This is a genomic window from Nonomuraea marmarensis (genome assembly GCF_043197025.1).
In the GTDB taxonomy this organism is placed as follows: domain Bacteria; phylum Actinomycetota; class Actinomycetes; order Streptosporangiales; family Streptosporangiaceae; genus Nonomuraea; species Nonomuraea marmarensis.
Map to the genome: position 1 here is coordinate 324,638 of NZ_JBICRM010000002.1, position 17,360 is coordinate 341,997.

The window sequence follows — 17,360 nt, forward strand, 5'->3', positions numbered from 1 at the left end:
AGTGTGACTTCGCCAGACAACCATCGCGCCGGATTCGCCTGCTTCGTGGGGAGGCCGAACGTCGGCAAGTCCACGCTGATGAACGCCCTGGTCGGCTCGAAGGTGGCGATCACCTCGTCCAAGCCGCAGACGACCAGGCGGGTCATCAGGGGCATCGTGCACCGGCCCGACGCCCAGCTCATCGTCGTCGACACGCCGGGGCTGCACCGCCCGCGCACGCTGCTCGGCGAGCGGCTGGACAGCCTGGTGTTGTCCACGCTGACCGAGGTGGACGCGATCGGCTTCTGCGTGCCCGCCAACGAGCCGATCGGCAAGGGTGACCGGTTCATCGCCGACAAGTTGTCGGCGGTGAAGAAGACGCCGGTCATCGCGGTGGTGACCAAGTGCGATCTGGCGAGCAAGGAGCGGATCGCGGAGCAGTTGCTGGCGGTGTCGCAGGTGGCGGAGTTCGCGGCGATCGTGCCGGTGTCCGCGCAGTCGGGTGACCAGCTCGACGTGCTGGCGGACGTGCTGATCGAGCACCTGCCCGAGTCGCCGCCGCTCTATGAGGGCGGGCAGCTCACGGACGAGCCCGAGCAGGTGCTGGTCGGGGAGTTGATCAGGGAGGCGGCGCTGGAGGGCGTACGCGACGAGTTGCCGCACTCGATCGCCGTGGTCGTGGACGAGATGTTGCCCCGGGAGGGGCGCGACGACCTGCTGGACATCTACGCGCACATGTTCGTGGAGCGGCCCTCGCAGAAGGCGATCGTCATCGGGCACAAGGGGGAGCGGCTGCGCGAGGTGGGCACCAACGCCCGCAAGCAGATCGAGGCGCTGCTGGGCAGCCGCGTCTATCTGGATTTGCGCATCAGCGTGGCCAAGGACTGGCAGCGCGACCCGAAGCAGTTGCGCCGGCTCGGCTTCTACGACTGACGGCGGAAGAGCGCGAGGATCGACAGGACGACGACGGCCACCGAGCAGGCCAGCGCGGCGAACCAGCCGAACTTGATCACCGGCCCGATCGACAACACGTCGCCCAGGTTGACGGAGAGCCGGTCGCGCATGCCGCTGCCGTCGGTCATGAACAGCACCAGCACCGCCACCGCCACGGCTCCCGGGACGGCGGCCAGGGCGGCGATCATCGGGCGGGTGAGCAGGCCCGCCAGGCCGCATGCCAGCGCCAGCAGCCCGGCCACCAGCGTGTAGACGCCGAACGTGTCGTCGATGCCGCGGATGTCGTTGACCATCCCGCCGCCGATCAGGTTGCTCTTCACCTCCAGGCCGGCCCACGGCAGGACCGCGCAGAACACCAGGAGGGCGCCGGCGACCACGACGGCCAACGGGTAGCCGCGACGGGTCCGCGGCTTGGAGGGCGTGGGCTGGAGGTAATCGGCCACACGATCACTGTAAGCCGGGCGCGCGCCCGCCACCACTGAACGCAACGGAGTCGTCACCATCGACCACCGCGCGTTCGCCCCATTCGAGGCGCGAGCGGAGCTGGACCGCGTCGGCGGCCAGGGCGGAGACCAGGGTGCCGGGTCCGGCCAGCGGGAGGACGGCGACCCCCTCGGCCACCAGCGGTTCTTTGGCGGGGGTGGTGAGGAACGTGGTGCCGACGCAGCGGGCCGCGCCGTAGACGGCAGGGGAGGTGTCCAGCGCCGGGTCGCCGATGGTGAACTCCTGCCTGAGCAGCGGGAGGCCGTCGCAGGTGGCGTCGAAGCGGGCGTGGCAGCGGCCCGGCTCCTCGCCGTGCCGGCCGAAGATGATCTCCTCTCGCCAGACCACGGTCGTGTCCGGCTCCAGCGTGAGGCGTACCAGAAGGCGGTGCCGGCAACCGGCGGCGAGCACCGTCGGCTCCGGCGTGAAGCGGAGCGTGGCGCCGGTGCCCACCCTCGCGGTGATCAGCATCTCGGACTCGCCCTCGCCGGGCAGGACCAGTGTGCTCGCGACCGAGCCCAGCTCCAGGGTGGTGCGCGGGGCGACGTCCAGGTCCAGCGCCAGCCGGTCGCCGCCGAGCGGGCCCGCCGCGGTGGAGACGAGGTGGACGGTGTACGGGCCCGTCTGGCGCAGCGTCAGCGGAGGCGCCGAGGCCAGGCGGTGCACGATGGTCCGGCCGTCGGGCGACCGGGCGGTCGCCACGGCGGCGCGGGCCCGCATCGCCCGGCGGCCCACGTCATGAAGGGGCTGCCCGGACATCAGGAGACGGGGGCCGCGTGGGTGTGCGCCCAGACCGACACCTGGTCGGAGACCCAGTCGGCGACGGTGACGGCGGTGGGGTCCTGCCTGATCGAGGTGAACATGACGGGCCGCTCACCGCGCACGGCGGCCGCGTCACGGGCCATCACGCCCAGGTCGGCGCCCACCATCGGGGCCAGGTCGGTCTTGTTGATGACCAGCAGGTCGGCCGTGGTGACGCCGGGGCCGCCCTTGCGCGGCACCTTGTCGCCGCCCGACACGTCCAGGACGAAGATCTGCCGGTCCGCCAGACCCCGGCTGAACGTGGCCGTCAGGTTGTCGCCACCGCTCTCCACGATCACCAGGTCCAGCGGGCCGAACCGGTATTCCAGGGTTTCCACGGCGTCGAGGTTGGCGGCGATGTCGTCGCGGATGGCGGTGTGGGGGCAGCAGCCGGTCTCGACGGCGAGGATGCGTTCCTGGTCGAGCACGCCCGCCTTGCGCAGGAAGTCGGCGTCCTCCGTGGTGTAGATGTCGTTCGTCACCACGCCCAGGGAGAGCGTCGGGCCCAGTGTCCTGCACAGGGCCGCCACCAGGGCGGTCTTGCCGCTGCCTACGGGGCCGCCCACCCCGAGGCGCAGCGCCCGGCCGCGGCCGTCGGGGGCGTGGTGGTGATCGTCGTGATTGGCGCCCATATCGTGTGTCCTTCCTATGAGACGAACAGCCTGACCGCGGCCGACGCGTGCTGCTCGGCCAGGAGGTCCAATGCTGGTGCTGAGTACGCGGGGAGAGCCTCCCAGCCGGGGGCTTCGAGGCAGGCTTGCGCGGCTACGGCGGTGAGGTCGGGGGTGAGGTCGGCCAGCAGGCCGTGCACGGCGACCGGGTCCAGGCCCAGGAGCCGGACCGCCGCCGTGGCCGGGCCGCTGATCGCGTGGTACGCCGCCGCCACGGCCGCCTCCTCCGGCGTGGCCCCGGCCGCGTGCGCCGCCGCTCCGAGCGCGATCGGATGATGGGGATTCGGTACGGCGGTCGCCAGCGCGTCCAGCACCGGCGACGGCCACACCCGGCGGGCGACCCTCAGGAGGAGCCGCCCTTGCGTCCTGGAGGCGTCCCGCTGGGCGGGACTGGCGGTCCTGGCGTCCACCTCGGCATCGAGTCGTGGCCAAGGCTCGGGGACGGCAGTCGTCCAGGAGGCTTGGGCGCAGGCCGCGGCCGTCAGGGCGGCGGTGACTGCGCCCGCGGTGTGGAGGCGGCCCCTCAGGAAGCGGGCCAGTGAGGGCACGTCGTGGACCGCCCCCGACGTGACGGCCTGTTCGGTGCCACCCGAGTGGGCGTGGCCTCCGGCCGGGAGGCGGGAGTCGGTGAGGAGGAGCAGGGCGGGGTGCATCAGAACAGGAAGTAGCGCTGGGCCATGGGGAGGCGGGTGGCGGGGGCGGGTTCGACGAGGCTGCCGTCGATGCGGACCTCGAAGGTGTCCGGCGCCACCTCGATCCTGGGCAACGCGTCGTTGAGGGGCATCGAGGACTTCCCCCGGCTGCGTACGTCCGCCACCGGGGCCAGGCGGCGGCGTACGGACAGCCTGTCGGCGAGACCGGACTCCAGGGCGAGCGGAGAGACGAAGTGGAGGGAGGTGGCGGCGGCGGTGACCGGGGAGGCGCCGAACATGGGACGGGGCAGCACCGGCTGGGGGGTGGGGATGGAGGCGTTGGCGTCGCCCATCTGGGCCCAGGCCACCACGCCGCCCTTGACCACCAGGTCCGGCTTGACCCCGAAGAACGCCGGGTCCCAGAGGACGAGGTCGGCGAGCTTGCCGAGCTCGACGGAGCCGAGCTCGGCGTCCAGCCCATGGGCGATAGCCGGACATATCGTATATTTTGCGATATAGCGGCGCGCACGCAGATTGTCCGCAGGACCACCCAGCGAGCCCCGCCGCGCCTTCATGACGTGGGCCGTCTGCCAGGTGCGGATGATCGTCTCGCCGATGCGCCCCATCGCCTGCGAGTCGGAGCCGATCATGGAGATCGCCCCCAGGTCGTGCAGCACGTCCTCGGCGGCCATCGTGGTGGGCCTGATGCGCGACTCGGCGAAGGCCAGGTCCTCGGGGATCGACGGGTTGAGGTGGTGGCAGACCATCAGCATGTCGAGGTGCTCGTCGAGGGTGTTGATGGTGTGCGGCCTGGTCGGGTTGGTGGAGGAGGGCAGGATGTTGGGGTAGGCGGCCACCCGGATGATGTCGGGCGCGTGCCCGCCGCCCGCCCCCTCCGTGTGGTACGCGTGAATTGTGCGATCCCCGATGGCCTTGAGCGTCGACTCGACGAACCCGGCCTCGTTCAGCGTGTCCGTGTGGATCGTGACCTGCACCCCGGACGCGTCGGCCACGCTCAGGCAGGCGTCGATGGCGGCGGGCGTGGTGCCCCAGTCCTCGTGCAGCTTGAACCCGGAGGCCCCGGCCTCGAGCTGCTCCAGCAGGCCGTCGGTGCTGACCGTGTTGCCCTTGCCGAGCAGCGCGAAGTTCAGTGGGTACGCGTCCAGCGACTCCAGCATCCGGCCCAGATACCAGGCCCCGGTGACGGTGGTCGCCTTGGTGCCCTCGACGGGCCCGGTGCCGCCCCCGACGATCGTGGTGACACCGGATCCGATGGCCTCGTCGAGCAGCTGCGGGCCGATCAGGTGGACGTGCGAGTCGACGGCCCCGGCGGTGAGGATCTTGCCGTTGCCCGCGAGCACCTCCGTGGACGGCCCGATGACCAGGTCCACGCCGTCCATCGTGTCGGGGTTGCCGGCCTTGCCGATGGCGTAGATGCGGCCGTCGCGGATGCCGACGTCGGCCTTCACCACGCCCCAGTGGTCGAGGATCACCGCGCCGGTGATGACCAGGTCGGCCGCGCCCTCCGCCCGGGTGGTCCGCGCCTGCCCCATGGACTCGCGGATCACCTTGCCGCCGCCGAACACGGCCTCGTCGCCGGGTCCCGAAGGCCCCATCGACCGGTCCTCGGTGACCTCCACGAACAGGTCGGTGTCGGCCAGCCGGATCTGGTCGCCGACGGTGGGCCCGTAGAGCGCCGCGTAGCGGGCGCGCGAGATCCGAGCTCCGTCAGACATCGAGCGGCCCCGCCCACTCCGGTCGCAGGCCCGGCACGACGCGGTGGCCCGCCAGAGGCACCAGCGTCACGTCGCGCTCGACGCCCGGCTCGAACCTGACCGCCGTCCCGGCGGGTACGTCGAGCCGCATCCCCCAGGCCGCCTTCCGGTCGAACTCCAGCCCCGGGTTCGCGGCCGCGAAGTGGTAGTGCGAGCCCACCTGCACCGGCCGGTCGGCCGTGTTGACCACCCGTACCGTCACCCGCTCGCGCCCCGGGTTGAGGGCGAGAGAGCCCTCCGGGTGAACGTATTCGCCGGGGATCACGGGATCGGCCTGTGTACGGTGACCAGCTTCGTGCCGTCCGGGAACGTCGCCTCGATCTGCACGGTGTCCAGCATCTCCGGCACTCCCTGCATGACGTCGGCCCGGGCGAGCACCGAGCGCCCGGCCTCCATCAGATCTGCCACGGTGCGCCCGTCCCTGGCCCCTTCCATGAGGAATGACGCGATGATGGCGGTAGCCTCGGGATGGTTGAGCCGCAGGCCCCGGGCCTGGCGCTGGCGCGCCACCCCGGCGGCGACGTGGATGAGCAGCCGTTCCTGCTCGTGTGAGGTAAGCCGCATGGCCGGACCATAGGAAAGGGCCGTTTCCATGCTGTTGCCGGGGGATGTCGTGTTGGTTTCGCGCTGGGATGAACTGCCATATGTCGGGTTAAGTGCATTTGTGAACGTTTGGCAATAGCCAATTAACGCCCGGGATCTTCCTGGGAAATTTCGCGGAGTCACCTTTCTCGCAGAACCGGTCTTTCCCCAGAACCAGTTCGGCAGGAAGGAACCGCCGTGCGCATCTCCCGCCCGATTGTCTCCACGATGCTTGTCTTAGCGCTGGCCGCCTGCGGATCCGACGCCGAGCCCGCCGCCCAGCAGAGCGAGATCAAGGTCGGGCTCCTCCACTCGCTCAGCGGCACGATGGCGATCAGCGAGGTCACCGTGCGCGACGCCGAGCTGCTCGCGATCGAGGAGATCAACAAGGCCGGCGGCGTGCTGGGCAAGAAGCTCGTCCCCGTGGTGGAGGACGGCGCGTCCGACTGGCCCACCTTCGCGGAGAAGGCCACCAAGCTGATCAGGCAGGACAAGGTCGCCACCGTCTTCGGCGGCTGGACCTCGGCCAGCAGGAAGGCGATGTTGCCGGTCTTCGAACGCTACAAGGCGCTGCTCTGGTATCCGGTGCAGTACGAGGGCCTGGAGAGCTCGCCGTACATCTTCTACACCGGCGCCACCACCAACCAGCAGATCATCCCGGGCCTGGACTACCTGAAAGAGCAGGGCAAGAAGAAGGTGTTCCTGGTCGGCAGTGACTATGTCTTCCCGCGTACCGCGAACAAGATCATCAAGGCGTACGCGGCCGCGAACGGGATGGAGATCCTCGGCGAGGAGTACACGCCGCTGGGTCACACCGAATACTCCACGCTGGTCAACAAGGTCATGCAGGCCAAGCCGGACGCCGTCTTCAACACGCTCAACGGCGACAGCAACGTCGCGTTCTTCAAGCAGCTCAAGAGCGCCGGGGCCACCGCCGAGAGCATGCCGGTGTTGTCGGTGAGCGTCGCCGAGGAGGAGGTCACCGGCATCGGCGTGGACAACATCGTCGGCCAGCCGGTCGCGTGGAACTACTACCAGACCACCGAGACGCCGGCCAACGACGCCTTCGTCAAGGCGTACAAGGCCAAGTACGGGCCCGGCAAGGTGACGAGCGACCCCATGGAGGCCGGTTACAACGCCGTCTACCTGTGGGCCGAGGCCGTCAAGAAGGCGGGCTCGACCGAGGTCGAGGCGGTCAAGAAGGCCGCGCCCGGCATCGCGCTCGAACGCCCTGAGGGCCTGGTCACCATCGACGGAGAGAACCAGCACATGTACAAGACCGCCCGCATCGGCATCATCCAGCCGGACGGCCTGATCAAGCAGGTGTGGGACTCGGGCAAGCCGATCAAGCCCGACCCGTACCTCAAGGGCTACCCGTGGGCGACCGGGCTGGCGACCGGCTGATGTCGGCCTTCGTCAACCAGCTGCCCATCGGGTTGTCGATCGGGGCGGTGCTGCTGCTGATCGCGCTCGGGCTGACGTTCACGTTCGGGCAGATGGGCGTGATCAACATGGCGCACGGCGAGTTCATCATGGCGGGGGCGTACACCGCGTTCCTGATGCAGGATCTCGTGCTGGCGCTGCCGGTGGCGTTCGTGGTGGCCGGGGTCATGGGGCTGATCCTGGAGCGGGCCGCCATCAGGCACTTCTACGGGCGGCCGCTGGACACGCTGCTGCTCACCTGGGGGGTCAGCCTGGTGTTGCAGCAGCTCGCCCGTGACCTGTTCGGCGCGCCGAACGTGCAGGTGCCCGCCCCTTCCTGGTTGTCGGGAGGGGTGGGGATCCTGCCGTACAACCGGCTGTTCATCATGGGGCTGGCGATCGCCGGCGTGGTCGCGATCTGGGTCTACCTCACCCGCACCGGGCTCGGCCGCAGGACGCAGGCCGTGGTGCAGAACCGGCAGCTCGCCGCGACCAGCGGCATCGACACCGGCCGGGTGGACATGCTGACGTTCTTCATCGGGTCGGGGCTGGCGGGCGTGGCCGGGGTGGCGCTGACGCTCATCGGGCCGGTCGGGCCGGGGCTCGGCACGTACTACATCGTGGACGCGTTCCTGGTCGTCGTGGCGGGCGGGCTGGGGCAGTTGCGGGGGGCGGTGCTGGCCGCGATCGCTCTCGGGCTGCTCAACTCCTACGCCGAGTTCTGGTCGGACGCCTCGCTCGCGAAGGTGATCGTGTTCGCCGTGATCATCGCGTTCCTGCAGGTGCGGCCGCAGGGGATGTTCGTGCTGAGGTCGAGGGTGCTCACATGATCAAACGACATCTGCCCTTCGCCGCCGTGGCCGTGATCGCGCTGGTGGCGGCCCCGCTGCTGCTGGAGCCGTTCCGGCTGGGGCTGCTGGCGAAATACCTGTGCTACGCGATCGTCGCGCTCGGGATCGGGCTGGCGTGGGGCAAGGGCGGCATGCTCACGCTCGGGCAGGGCGTGTTCTTCGGGCTCGGCGGCTACTCCATGGCGATGTACCTGAAGCTCACCGAGGGCGGCGGGCTGCCTGACTTCATGGTGTGGAGCGGGGTGGAGCGGCTGCCCGCGTTGTGGGTGCCGTTCGCCAACCCGGTGTTCGCCATCGGGATGGCGATCCTGGGGCCCGTGGCGATCGCGCTGATCCTCGGCACGCTGGTGTTCCGGCAGCGCGTACGCGGTGCGTACTTCGCCATCCTCACCCAGGCCCTGGCCGCCGCCATGGTGATCCTGCTCGTCGGCCAGCAGGGCCTGACCGGCGGCACCAACGGCATGACGAACTTCTTCGACCTGTTCGGCCAGGACCTGGCCGAGGACTCCACGCAGCGGGGGCTCTACCTGGTGGTGGCCTGCGTACTCGGGGTCCTGTACCTCGCCACCCGGCAGCTCGTGAACAGCCGGTACGGGCGGCTGCTCGTCGCGGTCAGGGACGGCGAGGACCGGGTGCGGTTCCTCGGCTACGACCCGGCCCTGGTCAAGACCGTCACCTTCGCCGCCTCGGCGGGCATGGCGGGGCTGGCGGGCGCGCTGTTCGTGCCGGTGGTCGGCATCATCTCGCCCGCGCTGCTCGGCGTCGTGCCCTCGCTGGAGCTGGTCGTCGCGGTGGCCGTCGGCGGGCGGCACGCGCTCGTCGGGGCCGTGCTCGGCGCGGTCGTCATGGGCTACGCCAAGACGGCGTTCAGCGAGCAGTTCGCCGACGGCTGGCTCTACCTGCAGGGTGCCCTGTTCATCCTGGTCATGAGCCTGGCCCCGAAGGGCATCGTGGGGCTGGCGGGGAGGTTGCGTCGTGCTCGAACTACGTGACGTACAGGTGGTCTTCGACGGCTTCCGCGCCCTCGACGGCGTCGATCTGACCGTGCCCGAGGGCGAGCTGCGCTTCCTCATCGGCCCCAACGGCGCGGGCAAGACCACCCTGATCGACGTGATCACCGGGCTGACCAAGCCGGCGGCGGGCAGCGTGCGGTTCGGCGGCCACGACCTGGTGGGCCGGAAGGAGCACCAGATCGTCCGGCTGGGCGTCGGCCGCACCTTCCAGACGTCGGTGGTGTTCGAGGAGCTCACCGTGGTCGAGAACCTCGATCTCGCGGCCAGCTTCCGCAAGCCGCTGTGGGCGCTGGCCAGGCGGCGCAAGGGCGTGTCGGAGGCGGTCGAGGAGGCCCTGACCAGGACGGGGCTCGAAGAGCTCGCCGAGCGTTCAGCGGGAGTTCTCTCGCACGGCCAGCGCCAGTGGCTGGAGATAGGCATGCTGCTGGCGCAGCGGCCGCGGCTGCTGCTCCTGGACGAGCCGGTGGCGGGCATGTCCAGCGACGAACGCGAGCGCACCGGCGAGCTGCTCACCCAGATCGCCGACGACCACACGGTGATCGTGGTGGAGCACGACATGGAGTTTTTGCGGCGGCACGCCTCGAAGGTGACCGTGCTGCACGAGGGCAAGGTGCTCGTGGAGGGGTCGGTGGACCAGGTCAGCGCCGACCCCAGGGTGCAGGAGGTCTACTTGGGGAGGAGGCCCAGTGACGCTGTCGGTAAGCGGCCTTGAGTCGGGGTACGGGAGGGCGCGCGTACTGTTCGGAGTCTCGCTGGAGGTCGAGCCGGGCCAGCTCGTGTGCGTCATGGGGCGCAACGGCGTCGGCAAGACGACGCTGCTCAACACCGTCATGGGCGTGCTGTCGGCGACGGCGGGCACGGTCACGTTCGACGGCCGCGACGTCACCAGGCTGAAGCCGCACGAACGGGTGCGGCTCGGCATGGGGTACGTCCCCCAGGGCCACCAGTGTTTCCCCCAGCTGTCCGTGCTCGGCAACCTGCTGGTGACCATGGAGGCCGCCAAGGTGACCAGGGAGGCCATCGACGAGGCCCTGGAGATCTTCCCCGCGCTCAAGCCGCTGCTCAAGCGGAGCGCCGGGCACCTGTCGGGCGGCCAGCAGCAGCAGCTCGCCATCGCCCGCGCGCTGGTGACCAGGCCGAAGATGCTCATCCTCGACGAGCCGACCGAGGGCATCCAGCCGTCGATCATCCTGGAGATCGAGGCGGCCATCGAACGGCTGCACGCCTCCGGGCTGGCCGTGCTGCTGGTGGAGCAGTACCTGGACATCGCAATGCGGCTGGCCGACCGGTTCGTTATCCTCGACGGCGGGCACGTCGTGCGTACCGGGGCCGCCGAGGAGCTGCACCGCGAGGACGTCCGCCGCCTGCTCGCGGTCTAACGCTGGGCCAGGACGGCACGGGCGTTCGCGGCGCCCTGGCGGTCGCCGGTCTGCTCGAAGACCTCCAGCGCCGCCCCGGCCAGCTCGCGCGCCCGCCCGGCCGCGCCCTCCGCCCGGTTCACCCTGGCCAGGGACAGCAGGGCCTGGGCGTCCAGCAGCCGGTCGCCCAGGCGGACGGCGATGCCCCTGGCCTGCTCGGCGGCGGCCCTGGCGGCCGGCTTGGCGGCCTGCGCCAGGTGTACTGCGGCTAATTCGAGCAGCGTGTCTGCCTGCCGGTGCCGGTCGCCCAGCTCGGCGAGGTGCCCGACGGCGGCCAGCAGGCTCTCGGCGGCCTCGTCGAGCCGGCCCGCGCGGCGCAACACCGAGCCCAGCACCCGCTCGGCGTCGGCGGCGTCGCGCAGGTTGTCGGCGCCCTCCAGACAGGTGCGCAGGGCCCGCTCGGCCTCCTCCAGGCGGTCCAGCTCCAGGTGCACCCGGCCGATCCGGCGCCTGGAGTGGTTGACGTCACGGGCGCGGCCCTGCCGCAGGAACATGCCCAGCGCCAGCCGCAGCCGCTCGTGCGCCACGTCCCACTCGCGCTCGGCCAGGTGCAGGTCGCCCTGGTCGCGCAGGATGAGCGCCGCGCCCCGGTCGTCGCCCGCCCGCCGCGCCGACTCCAGCGCCGGCCCGGCCACGGCTCGCCAGTCGTCCAGGAACCGGTGGCGCTCCAGGTACGGCGCCAGCAGGTGCGCCAGCCGCCAGCACTCGTCGTCGAGCCCCGCCGCGTGCAGGTCGGCGACCAGGCTGACCAGGAACGCCCGCTCGGCCGCCAGCCACTCCACCGACTCCCTGATGTCCCTGGTGGCCACGGCCGTGGCCGGATCGCCCGACACCAGCGAGAACCGCGACGCCTGCACCCTGGCCAGCACCACCGCCGACAACGTCGCCAGCACCCCGGGCACCGGCTGCTCGCGGGCGAACAACCGGGTCAGGTCGTGCAGCCGGTAGCGGACCTGACCCGCCACGTCCACCCCGTACGTCTCCAGCAGCCCCGCGTCCACCAGCGCCTCCGCGTGCCCGCCGAGTTGCTCGGTCACCCAGTCCGCGAAGTCGGGCGCGGACAGCGCGCCGAGCCCGCGCAGCGTGCGCCGGGCCGGCTCAGGCAGGCCGTCGAAGCCGATGGCGAATACGCTGCGCACGGTCTGGTCGCCCGCGTGCAGCCCGTCGAGCCGCTCGTGCTCGTCCTCCAGCAGGCCGACCAGGTAGTCGACCGTCCACTCCGGCCGGGCCGCCAGCCGGGAGCCGGCGATGCGCAGCGCGATCGGCAGGCCGCCGCAGAAGCGCGCCAGCCTGCGCATGGCCTCGTGCGCCAGCCGGCCCGAGCTCCTGATCAGCAGGTCGAGCGCGTCCCCGTCGTCCAGCACGCCCACGGACAACCGCCGCGCCCCCGTCAGGCCGCCGAGCGGGGACCGGCTGGTCACAACTGTCGGGCACGAGGTCAGCAGCGGCCGCACCTGCGCCTCGCCCGCCGCGTTGTCCAGCAGCACCAGCAGCCTGCGATTGGCCGTGTAGGTGCGGAACAGCCGCTCGCGCTGCTCCAGCGACGCCGGGATCGCCTGCGCCGGGCAGCCCAGCCAGCGCAGGAAGTCCTCCAGCACCGCCGCGGGCGCCGTCGTCTCGCGCAGGTCGGCGTACAGGATGCCGTCGGGGAAGCTCTCCCGCTGCCGCCAGGCCGCGTGCACCGCCAGCGCCGACTTGCCCGCGCCCGCCTGGCCGTGCACCACGACCTGGCCGCCGACCACCCGGTCGAGCAGGTCGGCGCGGCCGGTGAAGCCGGTCACGTCGGGCGGCAGCAGCACCGGCGGGCCCGCCGAGACGTGCAGCGACACGTCGTCGTGCAGCATGCGGTGGTAGAGCAGCTGCAGCTCGGAGTCGGGCTCGATCGCGTGCCCGCCGTCGAGCTGGTCGCGCAGCACCGCGTACGCGGCCAGCGCGTCGACCCGGCGGCCGCTGCGGTAGAGGGCCAGCATGTACTGGCCTCGGAAACGCTGCCACATCGGGTGCTGCTTGGTCAGCCGCCGCAGCTCGGCCAGCAGCTCGCGGTGGCGTCCGGCGTCGAGGTCGGCCTGCACCCTGCGCTCCAGCGCCAGCAGCCGCAGCTCCTCCAGCTCCTCGCGCAGCGGGCGCGTCTCCAGCCACCGTTCGCCCTCGGGGTCCACGTCCTCCAGGACCTCGCCGCGCCACAGGCCCAGCGCCTCTTCGTAGGCCCCCTTGTCCACGAGCAGCCGGAACCGGTCGACGTCGAGCTGCCCGTCACCCAGGGCCAGCACGTACGACCCCGACACGGTCGTGATCACGTCCTTACCGACGAGCCGGCGGAGTTCGCCGACGTAGCCGCGTACCAGGGAGTCGGAGCGGTCGCCGCCCTCGCGCGGCCACAGCAGCCTGCGCAGCCGCTCGACCGTCATGGGGCGGCCCGCGTTCATCAGGAACATCGCCAGCAGGTCGCGGTGCTTCGGCACGGTCGGCGTGCGATCCCTGCCGTTGTCGTCATGTACCTCTAGCGGTCCCATGATGCGAAATTCCACGCGAACTTCCTTCGAGGAGGAGACCTCGATCAGAATGGCATATCTGATGGTTCCTCTCACTCCCTCCGACCCGCATCGCCTGGGCCGCTACTGGCTGGCCGGCCGTCTGGGCGCGGGTGGCCAGGGCGTGGTGTACGAGGCTTACGGCGAGGCGGGCGAACGCGTCGCGGTCAAGGTGCCCAGGTTCGACAGCGCCGAGTCCAGGTCCAGGCTGGCCAAGGAGGCTTCCGCGGCCGGTCGGGTGGCCTCGTTCTGCACCGCCAGGGTGATCGAGGCCCAGGTGGACGTGCCCGCCCCGTACATCGTGAGCGAGTTCGTCCCCGGGCCCAGCCTGCGGCGGGTGGTGGCGGACGAGGGGCCGTACGAGGGGGACCGGCTGCGGCGGCTGGCCATCGGGGTGGCCACCGCGCTGACGGCCATCCACCAGGTCGGCATCGTGCACCGCGACCTCAAGCCGGACAACATCATCCTCGGCCCCGACGGGCCCCGGGTGATCGACTTCGGGGTGGCCCGCGAGGTCGGGCCGACCACCTCGGGGCCCCTCATGGGAACGCCCCAGTACATGGCGCCCGAGGTCTTCCACGGGCGAGGGGCCACCCAGGCGTGCGATCTGTGGGCGTGGGCGATGGTGGTGCTGTTCGCGGCGCAGGGGAGCGACGCGGTCGAGGGCGGCGAGCCGATGGCGATGATCGCCCGCGTGCTCGGCTTCCGGCCGGCGACGGCCGGCCTGCCCGACCCCCTCGGCCCGCTGGTGGCGGCGGCCCTCGCCCAGGATCCCGCGGACCGGCCCGAGGCGAGGACGGTGCTGCTGCGGCTGCTGGGCGAGACGGAGGGGGACCCGCTCCTCCGCGGCGGGACGCTGGCCGGGGCGCTGAAGGGCGCGCCCGCCGAGCCCGACCTCGGGGCCGTCGCCGAGGAGCTCTACGGCGAGTTGACCGAGTCCGAGCGGGCCGGCGTGCCCGAGGTCTTCCTGCGGATGATCGACGGCGACTCGCTCAGGCCGGTCAGCCGCGACGAGCTGCCGGAGAACGGGGCCATCGACGCGCTGCTCACCGTCTTCGCCGCCGCGGGCCTCGTCACGCCCACCGGCATCGGGTACGAGCTGGCCCGGCCAGGGCTCGTCCAGGCCTGGCCCAGGCTGCGGGAATGGGTGGCCGGCAACCGCGAAGGGCTGCCCGTGCACCGCCGCCTCGCCGACGCGGCCGCCCTGTGGGACGACCACGGCAGGAAGCCCGCCGACCTGCTGCACGGCTCCAGCCTCGACAGGACGCTCAAGTGGGCCGCCACCGAGCGCAGGGACCTCACGCTGGCCAGGCGCGAAAGCGAGTTCCTCGACGCCGCCTCCAGGCAGACCAGGCGGCAGTCCAGGAGGCGCGGCCTGCTGGCGGCGGCCCTGGCCGTGTTGCTGGTGGCCGCGCTCGGCGGGCTGGGGCTGGCCGAATACCTGCGCAGGCAGTCGAACCGCCAGCGCGACGACGCCCTCGCCAGGGAGCTCACCCTGCGCGCCGCCGACCTGCGGCAGTCCGAGCCCCCGCTGGCCCGGCTGCTGACCGTGGCGGCCTGGCGGCTCAGCCCTTCATTGCCGGAGACGCGCGGCGCGCTCTACGACTCGCTCTCGCAGCCCACCACCGACGCCTTCACCGATCCCGGCTACCGCCCCGCCAACGTATACGCGCTCAGCCAGGACGGCCGCACCCTGGTCTCGGTCGCCGGGAACGCGGCCACGCTCTGGGACGTCCCCGCCCACCGGCGGATCCGCGAGCTCCCAGGCGTGGGCGAAGTGGTGCTCAAGGCCGCGCTCAGCCCCGACGGCCGCACCCTGGCCCTCCAGGACGAGCAGGGCGTGCGGCTCTGGGACCTCGGCGCCGGTGAGCCGCTGGGCGACCGGTTCGCACCTGGGACCGGCGTCCTGGGAAACGTCGTGGCGCTGGCCTTCGACCGTACCGGGCGGCTGCTCGACGTTCCCGAGGGCAGCACGTCCTCCTACTGGTGGGACGTCTCCACCGGCCGCAAGCTGACCATCCCTTCGGGAGCCGGCCTGGACGCCGTCAGCCCCGACGGCCGCTACGGCTACGTGGCCAACGGCTCGGGGAAGACGGCGCAACTCTGGGACCTGCGCCGCGGCACCCGCCTGCTCTCATCCGGTCTGCCGGCGGCGGGCGTTACCATGAAGGCCGCGTTCAGCGACGACGGCCGCTCGCTCGCGACGGTCGAGGACCTGCGTCCCAAGGGCACCAGCAGGATGCGCGTCTACGACCTCCCCTCGGGAACCGAACGCATGAGCCAGGAAGGGGACGCGGGGGACTTCGTCGACTTCGCCTTCGGGGACGGGTTCGTCGTCAGCTGGGCGTGGAACAGGGAGATGGTGATCCGGCGGCGCCCCGGATTCGGCGTCGTGCTGCGGCGCGAGATGCCCGGCACCGTCTCACAGCTCCGCTACGACCTGGCGGGACGGGCAATCCGCTACCTGAGCGAGCACGGCACGGTCTACACGGTGGACGTCTCCCTCCTGTTCGACCGGCCGATCAGCGGCGGCGACGACCAGGGCGCGGTGCTGCTCGACCCGTCGGCACGGGTGCTGGCGGCCAAGAGCGGCGACACCCTGCGCCTGTGGGAGGTCGCCACGGGCCATCCGCTGTCCGGCCCGATCAGGTGGCGCGGCTCCGGGAGCGCGATGGCGTTCAGCCCCGACGGCAGGCGCCTGGCCTTCGCCGAGAACGACACGGTCCGCGTCGCGGAGACGGCGTCGGGACGGGTGTCCGCCGGGTTCCGGCTCGCGACCAAGGGCGCGAACGGGGCCGACGCCCTGGCCTTCAGCCCTGACGGCCGCACGCTCGCCCTCTCACCGTGGGGCGTGGACGGCGGCCTGCCGGTGGAGCTGCGGGACCTCGATCGCGGGTCGTCCAGGCTCGCGACCGGCTCGGGGGCGGGCGTGATGGCCTTCCGCCCTGACGGACGGCTGCTGCTGGCCGGGGTGTCGCCGCAGCTCATCGACCCGGTGCAGGCGGTCAGGCGGCCCGCCGTGCCGGGGCTCGGCCAGGTGGAGGGCACCTTCGCGTTCAGCCGGGACGGCCGGCGGGTGGCGTTCTCGGGGCCCGAGAGGATCTCCCTCTGGAACGGGGACGTCACGGCCAGGCTCGCCGACTTCCCCAGCGTGCCGGGCGGCGACGTCAGGCTGCTGGCCTGGTCACCGGACGGGCGCACGCTGGCCGCGTACGAGGGGGGCGTGCGCATCCGGTTGTGGGACGTGCCGCACCGGCAGCTGCTGGGCGTGGTGTTCGACGGCCTGCAGTCGCCCTCGACCGGCGGGAGCGGCTGGCTGGCGTTCTCGGCCGACGGCCGCAGGCTCTACAGCGTGACCCCGGACGGCACCGTGCGCACGCACGAACTCGGCGGGCAGCCGGTGGCCGCGGCCGTGTGCGAGCGCGCGGGGCGTACGCTCACCGCCCAGGAATGGGCCCGTCATCTGCCCGGGATCGAGCCCTTCCGGGTGTGCCCCTAGGATGTCCACGCGCGGGCCGTCCTGATGATCTCCTCCAGGTGGTCGCTGTGCGCGCCGTGCCAGTAGACCTGGCCGCAGTCCCCGCACCGCCCATACGCGTCGTAGTTGCGCCGGGTGCCCGCCTCCAGCAGGGGTTCGATCTCGTCCTTCTCGACGGGCACCAGCTCGCCGTTGCACGCCGTGCACCGCGTCCAGGGGCGCAGCGGAGGGGAGAAGCGTTCGAGCAGGTCGCGGAGCTGGTCGGCGGGGCGGGAGCCGCGTACGTACGCGCCCAGCCACAGGGCGCGGCGGCGCAGCAAGCCGCGGTCCTGGGTGAGCAGCACCCGGCGCTCATCGTTGGCCTGCACCACCAGCGCGGGGTCGTCCATGTCGTTGTGGTAGGCGGCGTCGATGCCGAGCAGCCGCAACCGCCGCGCCAGCGTGCCCAGGTGCACGTCCAGCAGGAAACGCGGTTCCTCCGGGAGCTGCTGCGGGCGGGGCACCGGGTGGATCTCCACGACGTCGCCGGGCGCGAGCTGGTAGGAGGGGGCGACGCCGCGGCCGTTCACGATCATCGGCCCCACCTCGGTCAGCGGGATGCCGAGCGACTCGACGTGGTGGCCCAGCGTGGACGTGCCGTCCGGGGTCACCTCCTGCCATTCCTGGCGGCGGCTCACGGGCAGGAACATCCTCAGCTCTGGGGCGATGCGCAGGCGTGCGGTCACAATGTCCATTCTGTGGTACCCGACGGTGTGACTTCATGCTGATAT

At 71.7% G+C, this 17,360-nt stretch carries 16 protein-coding genes; 7 read left to right on the plus strand and 9 right to left on the minus strand.

The features are described 5' to 3' along the window. The first annotated feature begins 3 nt into the window (after window positions 1-3). A complete protein-coding gene (gene era / locus ACFLIM_RS04520) occupies window positions 4-912 on the plus strand; it encodes a GTPase Era (protein WP_393162163.1) in 909 nt (302 codons plus the stop codon). Here the strand turns inward: era and ACFLIM_RS04525 are convergent. From ACFLIM_RS04525 to ACFLIM_RS04555, 7 genes are read right to left on the minus strand one after another with little or no spacing between them, the layout of a single operon-like run. Further along, complete coding sequence (locus ACFLIM_RS04525; protein ID WP_393162165.1) at window positions 903-1,376, minus strand: hypothetical protein; 474 nt, start codon at window positions 1,374-1,376, stop codon at window positions 903-905. The genes era and ACFLIM_RS04525 overlap by 10 nt on opposite strands. A 4-nt stretch (window positions 1,377-1,380) precedes the next feature. Continuing rightward, window positions 1,381-2,175 carry an urease accessory protein UreD gene (locus ACFLIM_RS04530; protein WP_393162167.1) on the minus strand — a complete coding sequence of 265 codons (795 nt, stop codon included), beginning with the start codon at window positions 2,173-2,175 and terminating at the stop codon, window positions 1,381-1,383. After that, window positions 2,175-2,849 (minus strand): urease accessory protein UreG, encoded by a 675-nt coding sequence (ureG, locus tag ACFLIM_RS04535; protein WP_393162169.1) that lies wholly within the window; start codon window positions 2,847-2,849, stop codon window positions 2,175-2,177. The genes ACFLIM_RS04530 and ureG overlap by 1 nt, the downstream gene beginning before the upstream one ends. Before the next feature lie 14 nt (window positions 2,850-2,863). After that, complete coding sequence (locus tag ACFLIM_RS04540) at window positions 2,864-3,541, minus strand: urease accessory protein UreF (protein WP_393162171.1); 678 nt, start codon at window positions 3,539-3,541, stop codon at window positions 2,864-2,866. After that, window positions 3,541-5,256: an urease subunit alpha gene (locus tag ACFLIM_RS04545; RefSeq protein WP_393162173.1), complete on the minus strand. Its 1,716-nt coding sequence runs from the start codon at window positions 5,254-5,256 to the stop codon at window positions 3,541-3,543. The genes ACFLIM_RS04540 and ACFLIM_RS04545 overlap by 1 nt, the downstream gene beginning before the upstream one ends. After that, window positions 5,249-5,560: an urease subunit beta gene (locus tag ACFLIM_RS04550; protein WP_393162175.1), complete on the minus strand. Its 312-nt coding sequence runs from the start codon at window positions 5,558-5,560 to the stop codon at window positions 5,249-5,251. Before ACFLIM_RS04550 ends, ACFLIM_RS04545 begins: the two co-directional genes overlap by 8 nt. Further along, the gene (locus ACFLIM_RS04555) at window positions 5,557-5,859 is read right to left on the minus strand and encodes an urease subunit gamma (RefSeq protein WP_393162177.1); all 303 of its coding nucleotides are present in this window, start codon (window positions 5,857-5,859) and stop codon (window positions 5,557-5,559) included. Before ACFLIM_RS04555 ends, ACFLIM_RS04550 begins: the two co-directional genes overlap by 4 nt. 246 nt (window positions 5,860-6,105) lie before the next feature. Here ACFLIM_RS04555 and urtA point away from each other — a divergent pair, with 246 nt between their 5' ends. From urtA to urtE, 5 genes are read left to right on the plus strand one after another with little or no spacing between them, the layout of a single operon-like run. Continuing rightward, the gene (urtA, locus tag ACFLIM_RS04560) at window positions 6,106-7,281 is read left to right on the plus strand and encodes an urea ABC transporter substrate-binding protein (protein WP_393162179.1); all 1,176 of its coding nucleotides are present in this window, start codon (window positions 6,106-6,108) and stop codon (window positions 7,279-7,281) included. Beyond that, window positions 7,281-8,129 carry an urea ABC transporter permease subunit UrtB gene (gene urtB, locus ACFLIM_RS04565; protein WP_393162522.1) on the plus strand — a complete coding sequence of 283 codons (849 nt, stop codon included), beginning with the start codon at window positions 7,281-7,283 and terminating at the stop codon, window positions 8,127-8,129. Before urtA ends, urtB begins: the two co-directional genes overlap by 1 nt. After that, complete coding sequence (gene urtC / locus ACFLIM_RS04570) at window positions 8,126-9,142, plus strand: urea ABC transporter permease subunit UrtC (protein WP_393162181.1); 1,017 nt, start codon at window positions 8,126-8,128, stop codon at window positions 9,140-9,142. The genes urtB and urtC overlap by 4 nt, the downstream gene beginning before the upstream one ends. Beyond that, entirely contained in the window at window positions 9,126-9,875 is a 750-nt protein-coding gene (urtD, locus tag ACFLIM_RS04575; RefSeq protein ID WP_393162183.1) for an urea ABC transporter ATP-binding protein UrtD, read from the plus strand. Before urtC ends, urtD begins: the two co-directional genes overlap by 17 nt. Further along, complete coding sequence (gene urtE / locus ACFLIM_RS04580) at window positions 9,850-10,542, plus strand: urea ABC transporter ATP-binding subunit UrtE (RefSeq protein WP_393162185.1); 693 nt, start codon at window positions 9,850-9,852, stop codon at window positions 10,540-10,542. Before urtD ends, urtE begins: the two co-directional genes overlap by 26 nt. On the opposite strand, the gene ACFLIM_RS04585 is transcribed toward urtE, so the two are convergent. Then, window positions 10,539-13,109, minus strand: a complete 2,571-nt coding sequence (locus ACFLIM_RS04585; protein ID WP_393162187.1) for an AfsR/SARP family transcriptional regulator — start codon at window positions 13,107-13,109, stop codon at window positions 10,539-10,541. The two genes, urtE and ACFLIM_RS04585, sit on opposite strands and share 4 nt — an antisense overlap. A gap of 46 nt (window positions 13,110-13,155) precedes the next feature. Between ACFLIM_RS04585 and ACFLIM_RS04590 the strand changes: the two genes are divergently transcribed. Next, window positions 13,156-16,611, plus strand: coding sequence for a WD40 repeat domain-containing serine/threonine protein kinase (locus tag ACFLIM_RS04590; protein ID WP_393162189.1), 3,456 nt, complete (start codon window positions 13,156-13,158; stop codon window positions 16,609-16,611). On the opposite strand, the gene ACFLIM_RS04595 is transcribed toward ACFLIM_RS04590, so the two are convergent. Beyond that, a complete protein-coding gene (locus tag ACFLIM_RS04595) occupies window positions 16,608-17,324 on the minus strand; it encodes a Mut7-C RNAse domain-containing protein (RefSeq protein ID WP_393162191.1) in 717 nt (238 codons plus the stop codon). The two genes, ACFLIM_RS04590 and ACFLIM_RS04595, sit on opposite strands and share 4 nt — an antisense overlap. Window positions 17,325-17,360 lie beyond the last annotated feature (36 nt).